The sequence below is a fragment of the Streptomyces sp. MAI_2237 genome, assembly GCF_054189285.1.
Genome location: NZ_JAJPGQ010000003.1, coordinates 300,565 through 317,946, shown reverse-complemented (window position 1 = coordinate 317,946; position 17,382 = coordinate 300,565). Strand labels below are relative to the sequence as shown.

The following is a 17,382-nucleotide window of genomic DNA, read 5'->3' as shown; positions in this document are numbered from 1 at the left end:
AACAGCCCGCCGACTCGTAGCTGACGGTTCGTCAGATCGGCGCTACCGTGAGCGCCATGGACACCGACCTGACGTTCCCTCAGATCATCTCCGTCGACGACCACACCGTGGAGCCCGCGGACGTCTGGCAGAGCCGTCTGCCGAAGAAGTACCTGGACGTCGGCCCCCGCATCGTCCGCGCCCCGCTGAAGGAGATCTCCTTCCTCGGCGGCCGCTTCCGCCCCGTCATGGGCGCCCCCGGAGACGACGGCCCGCTGGGCGACTGGTGGCTCTACGAGGAGCTCCAGCGCCCCCTGACCCGCCTCGACACGGCCGTGGGCTACTCCCGGGACGAGATCAAACTCGAGGTCATCACCTACGAGCAGATGCGCCCGGGGTCCTACGACGTCCCACGGCGGCTGGCCGACATGGACGTCAACCACGTCCAGTCCGCCGTCTGCTTCCCGACCTTCCCGCGTTTTTGCGGGCAGACCTTCACCGAGGCCAAGGACCACGAGCTGGCCCTGCTGTGCGTGCGGGCCTACAACGACTGGATGGTGGAGGAGTGGTGCGGCCCTGACGCGCGGGGCCGGCTCGTCCCCCTCACGCTCATCCCGCTCTGGGACGCCGAGCTTGCCGCCGCCGAGGTCCGCCGCAACGCCGCCCGCGGGGTCCGCGCGGTCGCCTTCTCCGAGATACCCCCGCACCTGGGCCTGCCCTCCGTGCACTCCGACGACTGGGACCCCTTCCTCGCCGCCTGCGACGAGACCGGCACGGTCGTCGCCATGCACATCGGCTCCAGCAGCCGGATGCCGTCCACCTCCAAGGACGCCCCGCCCGCCGTCGGTTCGACGATCACGTTCGCCAACTGCTGCTTCTCCATGGTCGACTGGCTGATGAGCGGCAAGTTCGAGCGCTTCCCGAACCTGAAGGTGATGTACGCCGAGGGCCAGATCGGCTGGATCCCCTACATCCTGGAACGCGCGGACGTCGTCTGGGAGGAGAACCGCGGCTGGGGCGGCGTCGCCGACAAGGTGCACCGGCCGCCGTCGGAGCTGTTCGCCGAGCACGTCTACGGCTGCTTCTTCGACGATGCCTTCGGACTGCGCAACCTGGACGCCATCGGCGTCGGCAACGTCCTGTACGAGACCGACTACCCGCACTCCGACTCCACCTGGCCCAAGTCCCGCGAGGTCGGCGAGGCGCAAATGGGCCACCTCGACCCGGCGACCGTGGAGCGGATCGTGCGCGGCAACGCCATCGACCTGCTGGGACTGACCCCCGAGGGGCTCTGGCGACCGTGACCGCGCTGTCGTACGGCATCCAACTGCCCGTCCAGTCGCAGAGCACGATGTACGCCGAGCCCTGGGAGGCCGCGGCCGGCCCCGAGGACCTGCTCGCCGTCGCCCGGACCGCGGACCGCGCGGGCTTCGACTACATCGCCTCCTGCGACCACGTGGCCATCCCGCGCCGGCTCGCCCCCGCGATGAGCACGGTCTGGTACGACCCCGTCGCCACCCTCGCCTTCCTGGCGGCGGCGACCGAACGCGTCCGGCTGCTGAGCCATGTGGCGATCGTGGGGCTGCGCCACCCCCTGCTCACGGCCAAGCAGTACGCCACCCTCGACCACCTCAGCGCGGGCCGTCTGATCCTCGGGGTCGGGGCCGGGCATGTGCGCGAGGAGTTCGAGGTGCTGGGCGTGGACTTCGAGCGGCGCGGGGCGGTCCTGGACGAGACGATCGACGCCCTGCGCGCGGCCCTAGGCGCCGAGGAGTTCCCCGAACACCACGGCAAGCGCCACGACTTCGAGGGCCTGGGCCAGCGGCCCCGCCCGGCCCAGGACCGCGTTCCGCTCTGGGTCGGCGGTTCCTCGCCCGCCGCCGTGCGCCGGGCCGCGCTCAGGGGGGACGGCTGGCTGCCGCAGGGCGACCCGCGCGAGCGCCTGCCCGAGCAGATCGCCCGCCTGGGGCGGCTGCGCGCCGAGGCCGGCGTCGAGGAACCGCTGACCGTCGGCGCCATCACCGAGCCCCTGTACGTCGGCACACCCGCCTGGGACGTCGGCCGCCGTACTCTGACCGGCCCCCCGGACCGGCTCGCCGAGTCCCTGCGCGCCTACGGCGCGATGGGCGTGCACCAGATCCAGGTGCGGTTCCGCTGCCGCAGCCGCGGCGAACTCACCGACCAGATGGCGGCCTTCGGCGCCGACGTCGCACCCGACCTGTAGAGGAGTTGTGGCATGGGCAAGCTGGACGGACGCGTCGTGCTCGTCACCGGCGCGGCGCGCGGACAGGGCGAGCAGGAGGCCCGCCTGTTCCGGGCGGAGGGGGCCGAGGTCGTCGTCGCCGACGTCCTCGACGACCAGGGCGAGGCGCTCGCGCGGGAGATCGGCGGCCGGTACGTCCACCTCGACGTCGGCGAGGAGGAGCAGTGGCGGGCGGCCGTCAGCACGGTCAAGGACGCCCACGGCCGGATCGACGGCCTGGTCAACAACGCCGGCATCCTGCGCTTCAACTCCCTGGTCGACACGCCCCTCGACGAGTTCATGCAGGTCGTGCGGGTCAACCAGGTCGGCTGCTTCCTCGGTATCAGGACGGTGGCACCGGTGATGGAGGACGGCGGCACGATCGTCAACACCGCCTCCTACACGGCGGTGACCGGCATGGCGGCGGTCGGCACCTACGCCGCCACCAAGCACGCCATCCTCGGCCTCACCCGGGTGGCGGCGCTGGAGCTCGCCCACCGCGGCATCCGCGTCAACGCCATGTGTCCCGGCGCCATCGACACCGCGATGTCCAACCCGGCCCAACTGGACCCGACGGCCGACGCGGAGGAGACCGGCCGGGCGCTGGACGAGCTGTACCGCAAGCTCGTGCCGCTCGGGCGGATCGGCAAGCCGTCCGAGGTGGCGCGGCTGGCGCTGTTCCTGACGTGCGAGGACTCCTCGTACATCACCGGCCAGCCCTTCGTGATCGACGGCGGGTGGCTGGCGGGCGTCAACCTCATCTGACGGGCCATCAGCTCTTGACCCTCCTGGTCGGTGGTGCAACAGTCATCCAAAACTGACGGAGCGTCAGAAAACTCCAGAACCGGGGACGGTGAACCTCCGTGGAATTCGGGCTCTTTGTACAGGGGTATGTGGGCAAGCGCGCCGAGACCGATCCGCTCGCTGAGCACAAGGCGCTGATGGAGGAGACCGAGTACGTCATCCAGGCGGACAAGTCGGGCTTCAAGTACGCGTGGGCGTCCGAGCACCACTTCCTGGAGGAGTACTCCCACCTCTCCGCCAACGACGTGTTCCTCGGCTACCTGGCGCACGCGACCGACCGCATCCACCTCGGATCCGGCATCTTCAACCCGCTCGCGCAGGTCAACCACCCGGTGAAGGTCGCCGAGAAGGTCGCGATGCTCGACCACCTCACCGAGAACCGCTTCGAGTTCGGCAGCGGGCGGGGTGCCGGCTCGCACGAGATCCTCGGATTCATCCCCGGCGTGACCGACATGAACTACACCAAGGAGATCTGGGAAGAGACCATCGCCGAGTTCCCCAAGATGTGGCTCCAGGACGAGTACGCAGGCTTCCAGGGCAAGTTCTGGCAGCTGCCGCCGCGCAAGGTCCTGCCCAAGCCGTACGGCAAGTCGCACCCGGCCATGTGGTACGCCGCCGGGTCGCCGCCGTCGTACGCGATGGCCGCGAAGAAGGGGCTCGGCGTACTGGGCTTCAGCATCCAGAAGGTCTCCGACATGGAATGGGTGCTGGAGCAGTACAAGACGGCGATCGTGAACGCCGAGCCGATCGGCGACTTCGTCAACGACAACGTGATGGTGACGACCACGGCCATCTGCGCGCCGACGCACGACGAGGCGATCGACATCGCCGTGCACGGCGGACTGCACTACCTGCCCTCGCTGGTGTTCCGGTACCACGACACCTTCCCCCGCCCCGAGGGGTTCCCGGAGTGGCCGGAGACGCTGCCCGAGTACACGCCGGAGTTCGTGGAGGTGCTGATCGAGGAGGAGCTGCTGATCTGCGGCGACCCCGACGAGGTGCTCACGCAGTGCAAGCGGTGGGAGCAGGCCGGGGCGGACCAGCTGAGCTTCGGGCTGCCGGTGGGGGTGCCGAAGGAGGAGACGCTGCAGACGATCCGGCTGATCGGGGAGCACGTGATTCCGAAGATCGACACGGACCCTGTGCATCGGACCTCGCGGTTCCGGGGGGCTGTCTGAGGTCGTACGGCGGCTGCGGGTGTGCGGGGGCTGGTCGCGCAGTTCCTCGCGCCCCTTTAGGTGGGACATGTGCCCGCACGTGAGAAGGGAGCCTCCATGCTTGATCACCTCATCAAGGGCGCGACCCTCGTCGACGGGACCGGTGCGCCCGGCCGTGTCGCCGACGTCGGCATACGCGACGGGCGTATCGCCGTCATCGGCAGAGTCGGCGAGGAATCCCGTACCACCGAGGACGCCTCCGGGCTCGTCCTCGCGCCCGGGTTCGTCGATCCGCACACGCACTACGACGCCCAGCTGTTCTGGGACCCGTACGCGACGCCGTCCCTGAACCACGGGGTGACGACCGTCGCGGCCGGGAACTGCGGGTTCACGCTCGCGCCGCTCAACCCCGCCCGTCCCGAGGACGCCGACTACACGCGCCGGATGATGTCCAAGGTCGAGGGCATGTCGCTGACCGCGCTGGAGGAGGGGGCGCCCTGGAGCTGGAACTCGTTCGGGGAGTATCTGGACGCGCTCGAAGGGCGGATCGCCGTCAACGCCGGGTTCATGGTCGGGCACTGCGCGCTGCGCCGGTACGTCATGGGGCCGGACGCCATCGGCGGACAGCCCGACGAGGAGCAACTGAACGCGATCGTCCAGCTGTTGCACGAGGCCATGGACGCCGGCGCCTGGGGCTTCTCCACCACCCAGTCCCGCACGCACTCCGACGGCGACGGACAGCCGGTCGCCTCCCGGCACGCGCTGCCCGCCGAGCTGCTGGCCCTGTCCCGGGCCGTCGGCGAGCACGAGGGCACCCAGATCGAGGCGATCGTCGCCGGCTGTCTCGACCAGTTCAGCGACGCCGAGATCGAGCTGTTCGCGGAGATGAGCGCCGCGGCCGGACGGCCCCTGAACTGGAACGTGCTCACCATCGACGCGGCCGTCCCCGAACGGGTGCCACGGCAGCTGCAGGCCAGTGAGCAGGCGCGCAAGGCGGGCGGCCGGGTCGTCGCCCTCACCATGCCGATCCTCACCCCGATGAACATGTCCCTGGGCACCTTCTGCGCCCTCAACCTCATCCCCGGCTGGGGCCCCGTCCTCGCCCTGCCCGTCCCCGAGCGCATCGCCCGGCTGCGGGATCCGGAGGTACGGGCCGAGATGCTCCGCAGCGCCGTTTCCAAGGAGGCCGGCGTCCTGCGGCGGCTGACGAACTTCGGCCGGTACGTCATCGGGGACACCTACAGCGAGGCGAACCGGGGACTGAGCGGGCGGGTGGTCGGCGACATCGCCCGGGAGCGCGGCCTGGAGCCCTTCCACTGCATGGTGGAGATCTGCGCCGCCGACGAACTGCGCACCGTCCTGTGGCCGATGCCCACCGACAACGACCCCGCCTCCTGGGCGTTGCGCGCGGAGACCTGGCAGCACGAGGACGTGCTGCTGGGCGGGTCCGACGCGGGCGCGCACCTGGACCGGATGTGCGGGGCGCCGTACACCACCCGCTTCCTCGGCGACTGCCTGCGCCGGCGCAAGCTGGTCGGCCTGGAGCAGGCGGTGAAGATGCTGACCGACGATCCGGCGCGGCTGTTCGGCCTGCGCGAGCGGGGCCGGGTCCAGGAGGGTTTCCATGCCGACCTGGTGCTCTTCGACCCGGAGCGGATCGACGCGGGCCAGGCCACCTTGGTGCACGACCTGCCGGGCGACAGCCCGCGGCTGGACGCCAAGGCGATCGGCGTGCGGGCCGTCTGGGTCAACGGGGTCGAGGTGATCCGGGACGACGCGGTCAGCGGCGCCGTACCGGGCACGGTCCTGCGCTCCGGCCGGGACACACGGACGGTGAGCACCCGGTGAGCGAGGCGGGCGACGGGCAGCGGCTGTTCGTCGGGGGCGAGTGGACCGAGCCGGACGGCGGACACTACGCCGTCGTCGACCCGGCGAGCGAGGAGACCGTCGGGTGGGCCCCGGAGGCCTCGCGGGATCAGGTGCGCGCGGCCTGTGCCACGGCCCGCGAGGCCCTCGGGCCGTGGTCGAGGACGGCGCCGGAGGAGCGGGCGGCGGTGCTGGGCCGGGCGGCCGGCGTCATCGCGGCCCACTTCGCGCCGTACGCCGAACTCGCCCGGGCCGAGACGGGCGCGACCACGGCGACGGCCCGGGCGATGCAGGTCGGGGTGGGCATGGCCCGCTTCCGGCGGTACGCGCGCGTGGAACCCGCCGAGTGGGCGGTCCCGCCGCAGATCAACGACGCCGGACCGATGGGGCGGGCCGGAGTGATGGGGGCGCTGGCGGTGCGGCAGCCGGTGGGTGTCGTGGCGTGCATCACCTCGTACAACAACCCGTGGGCGAACCCCGCGGGCAAGATCGCTCCCGCTCTCGCCATGGGCAACACCGTGGTCGTCAAGCCCGCCCCGCAGGACCCGCTGTCGGTCTACCGGATGGCGGAGGCGCTTCAGGAGGCCGGAGTTCCGCGGGGGGTCGTCAACGTGGTCTCAGGCCGGTCGGTGGAGGTCGGCGAGGCGGCGGTGGAGTCGGCCGACGTCGACATGGTCAGCTTCACCGGGTCGACGGCGGTGGGACGGCGGATCGGCGAGGTGTGCGGCCGCTCCATGAAACGGCAGCTCATGGAGCTGGGCGGCAAGGGCGCGGCGCTCGTCTTCGACGACGCCGACGTGGGCTCGGCGGTGGCCGGGATCGGGACCACCTTCTCCTTCTACAGCGGCCAGATCTGCACGGCACCCACGCGGGTGCTGGCGCAGCGAGGGATCTACGACCGTCTCGTGGAGCAACTGGGCGTTTACGCGAACCGGTTGAAGGTGGGCGACCCGAGGGAGCCGGACACGGTGGTCGGTCCGGTGATCTCCGCCGCCCACCGGGAGCGCGTGGAGTCGTACGTCGAACTGGGCCGCAAGGAAGGTGCGGTGGTGGTGGCCGGCGGTGAACGGCCACCGTACGACCGGGGGTTCTACGTCGCCCCGACCCTCCTCGCCGACTGCACCAACGACATGCGCGTGGCCCGGGAGGAGATCTTCGGGCCGGTGGTCGTGGTGATCCCGTTCGACGACGAGGACGAAGGCGTCGCCCTCGCCGACGACAGCGACTACGGCCTCATCGACTACGTGTGGTCGGGCGACGTCGCCCGCGCCTTCCGGGTGGCCCGGCGGCTGCGGGCCGGCGGGGTCGGCGTCAACACCGTCGGCCGCAACATGGAGGCCCCCTTCGGCGGCTTCCGGTACAGCGGGGTCGGACGCGACTGCGGCTCCTACGCGCTGCACGCCTACAGCGAGGTGCAGTCGATCGTGTGGCCCGGCTGACCTCAGTCGTCCAGGTCCACCCGCACCGTCAGCAGCCCGGACCCCACCGCCCGCACCGCGGCACTGTTCATCCGGGGCAGGCCGCGCAGCCGGGCGACGGGATCGTCGTCGGGCAGGAGGTGGGCCGTGCCGGTGTGCCAGCGGCCGCGCAGCCGGACCCGCACCCGGGGATCGGCCTTGATGTTGCGCACGTACTGCGACCGCTCCCCGAACTCCGACACCAGCCAGAAGGAGCCCCCGGTCCTCCGCCCGCCGACCGGCGTACGGCGGGGGAGGCCGGAGGTGCGGCCGGTCGTCTCCAGGAGGGTGTGGGTGGGCAGACGGCGTGTCACGCGGTTCAGGACCCGCTGGAAGGCCGTGACGACGCGGTACTTGGTCTCACTGTCCATGGGTCGACTCCACCACGAAAACCGATGGAACGGCGCTGTGATGCGCCGCTATCGTGCTGCCGGACCGAGTCGTCTGCCGAAGGGCGTGCCGTTGTACACCGTGTGAGACCTCCCGAGCGCTGATTCGTCGCGCGTCGCGCCTGTGCGCCGCGCCCCTTTCTGCTGCGGACATCTCACTGGAACCGGTGTACTTCTGTGCTCACCAACTGGGTGGTCGCACCCACCCGCCTGCCCCTTGTCCTGCGCCGTTGCCACACGTGCCCGTCCGGGACCTTCCGGCCGAACGGCAAGTTCCGTGTCAACGCCCACCACAAACTCATCGACGCCTGGCTCCTCGCGCTCTGCACCACCTGCGGGGACACCGCGAAGTTCACGGTCCTGGAGCGTGCGCAGGTGCGCTCCGTACGGCCCGAACTACTGGACCGCATGCACGACAACGACTCCGCTCTGGCGGCCGAGGTGCTCTCGGACCCGCTCGTGCTGCGCCGCAACCGCGTCGCGCTCGACTGGGCCGGCGCCTGGCGTCTCGACACGAGCGGACCTGACCACGACCCGGACGGCGAGGCGGTCGACGTCTCGGTCCGCTTCGCGGCGCCGATCCCCGTCCGGCCGGTGCGGCTGATCGCCGAGGGCTGCGGTCTGTCACGGGCCGAGGTCGAGCGGTTGATCGACGTGGGGAAGGTCGTCTCGGCGGCCCGCCTGCACGGCAGGCTCTCCACCGACTTCGCCTTCCTGCTCAAACGCTGAACCGGCCCCGCGTCACCTGCTCAGGAAGACGGGGTTGGTGAACGCGGCCATCGCTCCCGGAAGCGGTCCGGCCGCGGTCTCGTGGCGCAGTTCCGCGCGGACGTACGCCGCGTGTGCCGCGGTCGTCCGCCATTCCACGAAGCCGGAGCCCGTCACCGGCAGCGGGTCACCGACGAGGACCAGGCCCTCGTCGGTGACCAGGCGGATCGTGCAGCGAGGGGCGCCCACGGCCGCGGCGCGGACCGTGACGGGAGCGTCGGCGTCGACCGCCAACCGGGCCCCGATCCCCGCGTGTTCACCGCTCGCGGCCGTCGCCGTCAACGACAGGGACACGTCCTTCGACTCGGCCACGTACGCGCGCCCCGCCCGGATGCCCTCCAGGATCGCCTCCCGCGTCAAGGCGCCGGCGAGAACGACCGTCTGTGGCAGCCCCACCGCATCCGGATCCCGGTGCGCGTCGCTGCTGCCCATCGCCGGGAGCAGGCCGCGCCCCTCCCTCGCCGACGCCACCAGCCCCCCGTCCCACTCCGCCAGCGTCACCTCGTCGTCCGGCGTCCACGGGCCGTTCCACACCTCCACCGCGTCCGCCTCCCCGTACCCGAACTTCCAGGCGCACCCGAGGCAGGGGGCGTGCGGATGCGCCGGGACGACCAGCCCGCCGGCCCGGCGGACCAGACCGGCGACGTGCCCGAACCGGCCGTCCCGGGCCCGGTGGCGCCAGTCCACGAACGTGCCCGGATCGGTGCCGAGCGCCACCACGTGACCGTTCCGCGTCGTCACCTCCTCGCCGAGCAGGACCAGCAGGTCCTCACCCGCCTCCGCGGCCCAATGGGCGTGCGCGGCATGGGTGTTGTGGTCGGAGGAGTTGACGAAGTCCAGGCCCGCGGCCCGCGCGAGCGCCGCGATCTCCGCCGGGGTGCGGCAGCCGTCGGAGTACCAGGAGTGCAGGTGGCAGTCGCCGCGGTACCAGGACCGCCCCCGGCCCGCGGCCCGCTCCGGCGGATACACCGGCCGGACGGCGGGGCCGGGGGCGCCGTACTCGAACGCCACCGTGATCTCGTACGACAGCCCCTGCGGCGCCACCGTGTACGGGCCGAGCGCCACATGCCAGGTGCCCTCGCGCACCGGTCCCGGCACATATCCCGGTGTCGCGTCGTCCGCGCGGACGAAGAACTCCGTGCGGGCCCCGCCCGACCAGCCCCGGAACCCCTCCCCGCCCAGCCCCGTGCCGCGCTCGTCGAAGAGGCCGATGTCGAGGGCGTTGCCGGGAGTGCCGGGCGGCACGGCGGGTCTGTCGTAGGAGTAGGAGACCCGCAGCTCGCGGACACCGGGCGGGACGCCGAAGGGCACGTACACGTAGTCCGGTGCCCCCGGGGCCAGGGTGCCGCGCAACGTCGTCACCCCGTCAACGTAGACCCGCCCCGCGGCGCGGGGAACCCGACGCCGAATGCCGACCGGTCGGTGTGTACATCGCATGCCGTACCCGGTATGGATGACCCATGCGCATCGCCGTCACGATCTTCCTCACCGACGAGACCATCACCCCCGTCCGGCTCGCGCGTGAGCTGGAGCGGCGCGGGTTCGCGGGCCTGTACCTGCCCGAGCACACCCACATCCCCGTCGAGCGGGCGACCCCGTACCCGGCGGGCGGCGAGCTGCCGCCCGAGTACGGCCGCACCCTCGACCCCTTCGTCGCCCTCGGCCAGGCCGCCGCCGTGACCGAGCGGCTCGGCCTCGGCACCGGCATCACCCTGGTCGCCCAGCACGACCCGATCGCCCTCGCCAAGCAGATCGCCACCCTCGACCACCTCTCCGGCGGCCGCTTCACCCTCGGCCTCGGCTTCGGCTGGAACGTCGAGGAGGCCGCCGACCACGGGGTGGAGTGGCGGACCCGGCGCGAGCTGGTGCGCGACCGGATGGCGCTGATGCGGGCCCTGTGGACGGACGAACCGACTGCCCACGAGGGGGAGTTCGGGAGCGTACGGGTCTCCTCCGCGTACCCCAAGCCGGCCCAGAAATCGCGCGGTCCGGTCGTCGGCCCGCGCACCCTCGTCGGCGGCGCCGCGGGCCCCAAGCTCTTCTCCCACATCGTGGAGTACGCCGACGGCTGGATGCCCATCGGCGGAGGCGGCCTGACCGAGTCGCTGCCGGTGCTGCGCGCCGCCTGGGCCGACGCGGGCCGCGACCCCAAGACCCTGCAGATCGTCCCGTACGCCGTCTTCCCCAGCCCCGGCAAGCTCGCCCACTACGCCGACCTGGGCATCGAGGAGGTCGTGGTCCAACTGCCGCCGGCGGGCGAGGCCGAGGTCTTCCGGGTCCTGGACGGGTACGCCGAGCACCTGTGAGCGGGGAGCGGCGCGGCCGGCCCCGTTGCGGGAGCGCCGGGAACCGCGCGACCAGCCACGACGCACCCGCAGCCGACAACGGAGACCTCGAACGTATGCTCAAGAAATGACGACTTCCGCGACCGGAACCGGACCCACCGAGAACTCCCTGCGTCGCGCCCTCAAACGTGCCCGGGACGGCGTCAGCCTGGACGTCACGGAGGCGGCCGTCCTCCTCCAGGCCCGCGGCGAGGCCCTCACCGACCTCGCCGCCTCCGCCGCCCGGGTCCGGGACGCCGGACTCGAACAGGCCGGGCGCCCCGGCGTCATCACGTACTCGAAGAGCGTCTTCATCCCGCTGACCCGGCTGTGCCGGGACAAGTGCCACTACTGCACCTTCGTCACCGTCCCCGGCAAGCTGCGCCGCGCCGGGCACGGGATGTTCATGTCGCCGGACGAGGTCCTCGACATCGCCCGCAAGGGCGCCGCCCTCGGCTGCAAGGAAGCCCTCATCACCCTCGGCGACAAGCCCGAGGAGCGCTGGCCGGAGGCGCGCGAGTGGCTGGACGCGCACGGCTACGACGACACCATCGCCTACGTCCGCGCCATCTCCGTGCGCATCCTGGAGGAGACGGGGCTGCTGCCCCACCTCAACCCGGGCGTCATGTCCTGGACCGACTTCCAGCGGCTCAAGCCCGTCGCCCCGTCCATGGGGATGATGCTGGAGACCACCGCCACCCGCCTGTGGTCCGAGCCCGGCGGCCCCCACCACGGCTCCCCGGACAAGGAACCCGCCGTACGCCTGCGCGTCCTGGAGGACGCCGGGCGGTCCTCCGTCCCCTTCACCTCCGGGCTGCTGATCGGCATCGGCGAGACGTACGAGGAGCGGGCCGAGTCCCTGTTCGCGCTCCGCAAGGTCTCCCGCGCCTACCACGGCATCCAGGAACTGATCATCCAGAACTTCCGCGCCAAGCCGGACACCGCGATGCGCGGTATGCCGGACGCCGAGCTGGACGAACTGGTCGCGACCGTCGCCGTCGCCCGGCACATCATGGGGCCCGGCGCCTGCCTGCAGGCCCCACCCAACCTCGTCGAGGGCGAGTACGAGCGGCTCATCGGGGCGGGCATCGACGACTGGGGCGGGGTGTCCCCGCTGACCATCGACCACGTCAACCCCGAGCGCCCCTGGCCGCAGATCGAGGAACTCACCGAGCGCTCCCGAGCCGCCGGCTTCGAGCTGCGCGAACGGCTGTGCGTGTACCCGGAGTTCGTCACCCGCGGCGAGCCCTGGCTGGACCCGCGGCTGCGCCCGCACGTGCGCGCTCTGGCCGACCCGGAGACCGGGCTGGCGCTCCCGGACGCGGTGGTCGAGGGCCGCCCCTGGCAGGAGCCCGAGGAGGCCTTCACCGCCTCCGGCCGCACCGACCTGCACACCTCCATCGACACCGAGGGCCGTACCGGCGACCGGCGCGAGGACTTCGACGAGGTCTACGGCGACTGGGCGGAGCTGCGCGAGGCGGCCGCGCCCGGCATGGCACCCGAGCGCATCGACACCGACGTGCGCTCCGCGCTCGCGACCGCCGCCGACGACCCGACGAAGCTCACCGACGACGAGGCCCTCGCCCTGCTGCACGCGGACGGCCCCGCGCTGGACGCCCTGACCCGGATCGCCGACGACGTGCGCAGGGCGGCGGTCGGCGACGAGGTGACGTACGTCGTCACCCGCAACATCAACTTCACCAACGTCTGCTACACCGGCTGCCGGTTCTGCGCCTTCGCGCAGCGCCGCACGGACGCCGACGCCTACACCCTCTCCCTGGAGCAGGTCGCCGACCGCGCCCAGCAGGCGTGGGACGTGGGCGCGGTCGAGGTGTGCATGCAGGGCGGCATCCACCCCGACCTGCCGGGGACGGCGTACTTCGACATCGCGCGCGCGGTGAAGGAGCGGGTGCCGGGCATGCACGTGCACGCCTTCTCTCCCATGGAGGTCGTCAACGGCGCCACCCGCACCGGCCTGTCGATCCGGGAGTGGCTGACCGCGGCGAAGGAGGCCGGCCTGGACACCATTCCCGGCACGGCGGCCGAGATCCTCGACGACGAGGTCCGCTGGATCCTCACCAAGGGCAAGCTGCCCGCCGCGACCTGGATCGAGGTGATCGAGACCGCCCACGAACTGGGCATCCGGTCGTCGTCGACCATGATGTACGGGCACGTCGACCAGCCCCGGCACTGGCTCGGCCATCTGCGCACGCTCGCCGGCATCCAGCAACGCACCGGCGGCTTCACGGAGTTCGTGACGCTCCCCTTCATCCACACCAACGCCCCGGTCTACCTGGCGGGGATCGCCCGGCCCGGCCCGTCGGTCCGCGACAACCGGGCGGTGACCGCGATGGCCCGGCTGCTGCTGCACCCGTACATCCCGAACATCCAGACCAGCTGGGTCAAGCTCGGCACGGAGGGCGCGGCGGAGATGCTGCGCTCGGGCGCCAATGACCTGGGCGGCACGCTGATGGAGGAGACGATCTCCCGGATGGCCGGGTCCTCCTACGGCTCGTACAAGTCGGTCAAGGACCTGATCGCGGTGGCCCGGGCGGCCGGGCGGCCGGCGAGGCCCCGCACGACGCTGTACGGCGAGGTGCCCGCGGAGCGGCAGCGGGCGGCGGCGGCCTCGGACGGGCACCTGCCGGAGCTGCTGCCGGTGCTGGACTGACCCGGGGGAGCACCACAGTACGATGATCGGACCCCTGTTCCGACGGGTGTCAGGGGTCCTGTAACCGAGGAGTTGCGTGCCGTGCCAGCCCCCAAGGTCTGGGTGACCGGTCTGACGGTAGGAGCCATCGCCGCCGTCGCCGTCCTGGCCGTGCAGGCCGACAAGGGACCGAGGCCCCCTGCGGTCGCCTCCAAGCCGCACGCCTCGGCGTCGGCGGGCGCGCATCCCCACGCCGCGCGGACGAAGTCGCCGGCCGCGGTGCCGGGCGGCTCCGGCACCGGCCGCCGGGTCGTCTACTCCGTCGGCCGTAAAACGGTATGGCTGGTGGACGCGAGCGACGCGGCCCGCCGCACCTTCGCGGTGTGGCCGGGGACGGTCGCACCCGCCCCCGGCGCCTACACGGTCGGCACCCGTACCGAGGGCCCGATCACCGGCTCGGACGGCGTGAAGATCGAGCACATCGTGTACTTCTCGGTCAGCTCCGGCGTCAACATCGCCTTCTCCAACGCGGTCGACGGGACGTCCCCGCCGCCCGCGTCCGGCACCCGCACCGGCGGTATCCGGATGAAGGCGGCGGACGGGACGGCGCTGTGGACCTTCGCCACGGCCGGCACGAAGGTCGCGGTCGTCAAGTAGTGGCGTCGTCACGCCGGTTGTCGCTGAACAGCACGACGAGCAGCGTGAACCCGGCGAAGACGAACACCCGCAGGGCGGCGTCCAGGCCGTTCCAGGTCTTCGACTGCCACATGGAGAACCACTCGCCGCCGACGGCGATGAACCCGGCGCCGAACAGCAGGAGCAGCATCAGCAGGCCGTAGGTGGAGACGCTGCGGGCGCGGGCGTGGTCCCGGCGGGCCCACAGCCAGGTCGCGTAGATCAGGACGAGCGCGGCGACCGTCTCCCAGACGATGATCGCGACGTAGGCGGCGTTCTGCAGGCCCTTGCTCGTGATCGCCCGCCACATCAGGTCGTCGTCCTTGAACGTGGTGTCCATGGCCAGGACGTGCTGCACGAAGGCCTGGTTGGTCCCGAAGTCGGTGATGTTGCCGAAGGCGACGAGCGCGATGTAGAGGGCGACGCTCGCCGTGAGGAGTGCGGCCGTCAGGGTGCGGGCGCGGGCGTGGGGGGTGGTGACCGTGGTCGAGGCGGTCGTTGTGTTGGTGGACATGACAGCCATCTTTCCCCGGCGTGATCGGTCCGTGCACCGGATTGCCCCCTGAACCGACCGTCCCCGTTCGATTACAGTGCTGAACTGTCGTATGTCGGGCGGGGCCCTCGGGGAGGTTCTGGTGGGTGGGACAGCCGGGGCCGTCTGGGGCCGCGCGGAACAGCAGGACTTCCGAAGCCGGGTGCGGGGCACGCTGCTCGGATCCGCCGTCGGGGACGCGCTGGGAGCGCCGGTCGACGGGCTGGACCTGGAGGGCATACACGAGGAGTACGGGCCCGAGGGGCTCGGCGATCTCGGCGTCGCCTACGGCAGGCGCGGAGCCGTCACCCACCTCACCCAGCTCACCCTGTTCAGCGTGGACGGGCTGATACGCGCCCAGGTCCGGCGGGACACCGGCGCCTGGCATCCGCCGACCGACCTGCACCGCGCCTATCTGCGGTGGGCCGCCACCCAGCGCGACTGGGGGCCCGACGAACGGCGCAAGGACGACGGCTGGCTGGCCCGCGAGGAGTGGCTGTACGCCCGGCGGGACCCGGCCCGCTCGCTGCTGATCGGCTTCGGCGACGAGAACATGGGCACCCTCGACGCCCCCAAGAACCCGGGCGAGGTCGGACCGGAGGCGGTGGCCCGCTCCGCGCCCTTCGGCCTCCTCGTGGGCTGGGAGCCGCAGCTCGTCGCCCAGCTCGCGGTGGAGTGCGCGGCGCAGACCCACGGCCACCCGATGGCCTACCTGTCGGCGGGGGCGTACGCCGTCGTGGTGCACGGGCTGGCCCGCGGCGAGACCCTCGACGCGGCCGTCCAGCAGGCCCTCGCCCTGCTCGCCGCCCGCCCCGGCCACGAGTCGGTGTCCGCCGCGCTGCAGCACGCCCTGGGCGCCGTACGCCAGGGCATGCCGACGCCCGCCCGCGTCGCCGAGCTCGCCGGGGACCGTACGGCGGAGGGGACGCTGGCCGCCGCCGTGTACTGCGCGCTGGTCGGCGAGGACGTCCGGCACGGCCTGTGCCTCGCCGTGAACCAGGACGGCCCGTCGGGCGCGACGGCCTCGCTGACCGGCGGCCTGCTGGGCGCCCTGCACGGCGAGACGGCCCTGCCGCCCGCCTGGCTGGCCGAGCTGGAGGGCCGCCCCACTCTCCTGGAACTGGCCGACGACTTCGCCATGGAGATGACCCAGGGCCCCGCCCTGCACGGCCCGGCAGGCGCCTCCCCGGGCTGGCTGGCCCGCTACCCGCGGGCCTGAGCCCGCCGAGGGCCACCGGGCGGTCACTCCGGGCTGGCCGGCGCGCTGCCCGTGGGCCTGAGCCCGCTGAGACCGTCGGCCGACCACGCCCGGCCTGCCCGGCGAGTGCGCCGGTGTTTCACCGGTCGGCCGGCCCGCTGCCCGCGAGCCTGAGCCCGCCGAGGACCACCGGGCGGTCACTCCGGGCTGGCCGGCGCGCTGCTCGCGGGCCTGAGCCCGCTGAGACCGTCGGCCGACCACGCCCGGCCTGCCCGGCGAGTGCGCCGGTGCTTCACCGGTCGGCCGGCCCGCTGCTCGCGGGCCTGAGCCCGCCGAGGGCCACCGGGCGGTCACTCCGGGCTGGCCGGCGCGCTGCCCGTGGGCCTGAGCCCGCTGAGACCGTCGGCCGACCACGCCCGGCCTGCCCGGCGAGTGCGCCGGTGCTTCACCGGTCGGCCGGCCCGCTGCCCGCGGGCCTGAGCCCGCCGAGGGCCACCGGCCGGTCACCCCGGGCTGGCCGGCCCGCTGCTCGCGGCTCTGAGCCCCGGGGTCCGTCGGCGGCTTGATCCCGCCCCGTCCGGCGAGCGCCGGGCGTCCGTGCCGGTCGGGTCGCCCCGGCACCGGCATCTGCTGCGCGCCGGGTGTTCCCGGGCATCGGGCGTCCGCCCGTGATCCCGGCGGCCGGCCCCGCTAGGCCCTGTCGGCCGCCTCGCGGGCCGTCCGCTCCAGGCGGTCCCGGTAGTCCTGCCACCATGCCGGGTCGTCCGACGGCAGGTTGGTGCTGCCCTGGAGCCAGCCCGCGGAGCCGTCGAGCTGTTCGCGGAGGATGTCGGCCTGGCCCGCGTGCCGCTGGGTGTCGGCGAGGACCCGGGCCAACGCGTGGTGCAGGGTGATCTCCGCCGTGTCCTGCGGCCACCACGGCACCGTGCCGACCGTGTCCGGGGGCAGCGCCGCGACGGTGGCGTCGGCGTGCCGCCACGCCTGCCGGTAGCGGTCGACGATGTCGGCCCGGGACTCGTCGGCGGACGCCCACATGTCGCTGTTGTCGTCGGCGACGGGCCCGTACCAGGGGCTGGTGGGGCCGGCAGGCCGCCCGAACGTGTCGCCCAGGTAGCCGAGTTCGACGTACGTCACGTGTTTGACCAGGCCCAGCAGATTGGTGCCGGTCGGGGTCAGGGGGCGCCGGACGTCATACTCGGACAGGCCCTCCAGCTTCCACAGCAGGGCGTCACGCGCGTCCTGGAGGTAGCGGAGCAGGTCGGCCTGCGGGCCCGGGGGGAGTGGGGTGGTCATGCCGGTCAGTCTGCCGGTCGTGGAGTACGCCGGCACCGGCTTTTCCCC

Annotated in this window: 15 protein-coding genes; 11 read left to right on the top strand and 4 right to left on the bottom strand. The window is 72.6% G+C overall.

Annotation, left to right across the window (positions count from 1 at the left end; genetic code table 11):
* Positions 1 to 56: 56 nt before the first annotated feature.
* The 6 genes from LN251_RS11640 (at position 57) to LN251_RS11615 (ending at position 7,487) form a co-directional block, all read left to right on the top strand.
* Positions 57 to 1,283, top strand: a complete 1,227-nt coding sequence (locus LN251_RS11640; protein WP_458244368.1) for an amidohydrolase family protein — start codon at positions 57 to 59, stop codon at positions 1,281 to 1,283.
* On the top strand, positions 1,280 to 2,203 hold the full coding sequence (locus LN251_RS11635) for a TIGR03619 family F420-dependent LLM class oxidoreductase (RefSeq protein WP_458244367.1): 924 nt from the start codon (positions 1,280 to 1,282) through the stop codon (positions 2,201 to 2,203). The genes LN251_RS11640 and LN251_RS11635 overlap by 4 nt, the downstream gene beginning before the upstream one ends.
* Positions 2,204 to 2,215: 12 nt before the next feature.
* Positions 2,216 to 2,986, top strand: coding sequence for an SDR family NAD(P)-dependent oxidoreductase (locus LN251_RS11630; protein ID WP_458244366.1), 771 nt, complete (start codon positions 2,216 to 2,218; stop codon positions 2,984 to 2,986).
* A gap of 98 nt (positions 2,987 to 3,084) precedes the next feature.
* Positions 3,085 to 4,203 carry an LLM class flavin-dependent oxidoreductase gene (locus LN251_RS11625; RefSeq protein ID WP_458244365.1) on the top strand — a complete coding sequence of 373 codons (1,119 nt, stop codon included), beginning with the start codon at positions 3,085 to 3,087 and terminating at the stop codon, positions 4,201 to 4,203.
* A gap of 96 nt (positions 4,204 to 4,299) precedes the next feature.
* Positions 4,300 to 6,030, top strand: a complete 1,731-nt coding sequence (locus tag LN251_RS11620; RefSeq protein ID WP_458244364.1) for an N-acyl-D-amino-acid deacylase family protein — start codon at positions 4,300 to 4,302, stop codon at positions 6,028 to 6,030.
* Positions 6,027 to 7,487 carry an aldehyde dehydrogenase family protein gene (locus tag LN251_RS11615; RefSeq protein WP_458244363.1) on the top strand — a complete coding sequence of 487 codons (1,461 nt, stop codon included), beginning with the start codon at positions 6,027 to 6,029 and terminating at the stop codon, positions 7,485 to 7,487. Before LN251_RS11620 ends, LN251_RS11615 begins: the two co-directional genes overlap by 4 nt.
* A 2-nt stretch (positions 7,488 to 7,489) precedes the next feature.
* On the opposite strand, the gene LN251_RS11610 is transcribed toward LN251_RS11615, so the two are convergent.
* Positions 7,490 to 7,876, bottom strand: coding sequence for a nitroreductase/quinone reductase family protein (locus LN251_RS11610; RefSeq protein WP_249838253.1), 387 nt, complete (start codon positions 7,874 to 7,876; stop codon positions 7,490 to 7,492).
* A gap of 195 nt (positions 7,877 to 8,071) precedes the next feature.
* Here LN251_RS11610 and LN251_RS11605 point away from each other — a divergent pair, with 195 nt between their 5' ends.
* Positions 8,072 to 8,623 (top strand): DUF1062 domain-containing protein, encoded by a 552-nt coding sequence (locus tag LN251_RS11605; protein ID WP_458244362.1) that lies wholly within the window; start codon positions 8,072 to 8,074, stop codon positions 8,621 to 8,623.
* Between the two features lie 12 nt (positions 8,624 to 8,635).
* Here LN251_RS11605 and LN251_RS11600 read toward each other — a convergent pair whose 3' ends face one another.
* Positions 8,636 to 10,099 (bottom strand): CehA/McbA family metallohydrolase, encoded by a 1,464-nt coding sequence (locus LN251_RS11600; protein ID WP_458244361.1) that lies wholly within the window; start codon positions 10,097 to 10,099, stop codon positions 8,636 to 8,638.
* A gap of 23 nt (positions 10,100 to 10,122) precedes the next feature.
* Here LN251_RS11600 and LN251_RS11595 point away from each other — a divergent pair, with 23 nt between their 5' ends.
* From LN251_RS11595 to LN251_RS11585, 3 genes are all read left to right on the top strand, one after another.
* On the top strand, positions 10,123 to 10,968 hold the full coding sequence (locus tag LN251_RS11595; RefSeq protein WP_458244360.1) for an LLM class F420-dependent oxidoreductase: 846 nt from the start codon (positions 10,123 to 10,125) through the stop codon (positions 10,966 to 10,968).
* Positions 10,969 to 11,074: 106 nt separating this feature from the next.
* On the top strand, positions 11,075 to 13,657 hold the full coding sequence (locus tag LN251_RS11590) for a bifunctional FO biosynthesis protein CofGH (protein WP_458244359.1): 2,583 nt from the start codon (positions 11,075 to 11,077) through the stop codon (positions 13,655 to 13,657).
* Between the two features lie 81 nt (positions 13,658 to 13,738).
* A complete protein-coding gene (locus LN251_RS11585; RefSeq protein ID WP_458244358.1) occupies positions 13,739 to 14,293 on the top strand; it encodes a hypothetical protein in 555 nt (184 codons plus the stop codon).
* Here LN251_RS11585 and LN251_RS11580 read toward each other — a convergent pair.
* Positions 14,286 to 14,825 carry a DUF2165 domain-containing protein gene (locus LN251_RS11580; RefSeq protein WP_458244357.1) on the bottom strand — a complete coding sequence of 180 codons (540 nt, stop codon included), beginning with the start codon at positions 14,823 to 14,825 and terminating at the stop codon, positions 14,286 to 14,288. The two genes, LN251_RS11585 and LN251_RS11580, sit on opposite strands and share 8 nt — an antisense overlap.
* A gap of 121 nt (positions 14,826 to 14,946) precedes the next feature.
* Between LN251_RS11580 and LN251_RS11575 the strand changes: the two genes are divergently transcribed.
* A complete protein-coding gene (locus LN251_RS11575) occupies positions 14,947 to 16,062 on the top strand; it encodes an ADP-ribosylglycohydrolase family protein (RefSeq protein WP_458244356.1) in 1,116 nt (371 codons plus the stop codon).
* A gap of 669 nt (positions 16,063 to 16,731) precedes the next feature.
* On the opposite strand, the gene LN251_RS11570 is transcribed toward LN251_RS11575, so the two are convergent.
* Entirely contained in the window at positions 16,732 to 17,334 is a 603-nt protein-coding gene (locus LN251_RS11570; RefSeq protein ID WP_458244355.1) for a DinB family protein, read from the bottom strand.
* Positions 17,335 to 17,382 lie beyond the last annotated feature (48 nt).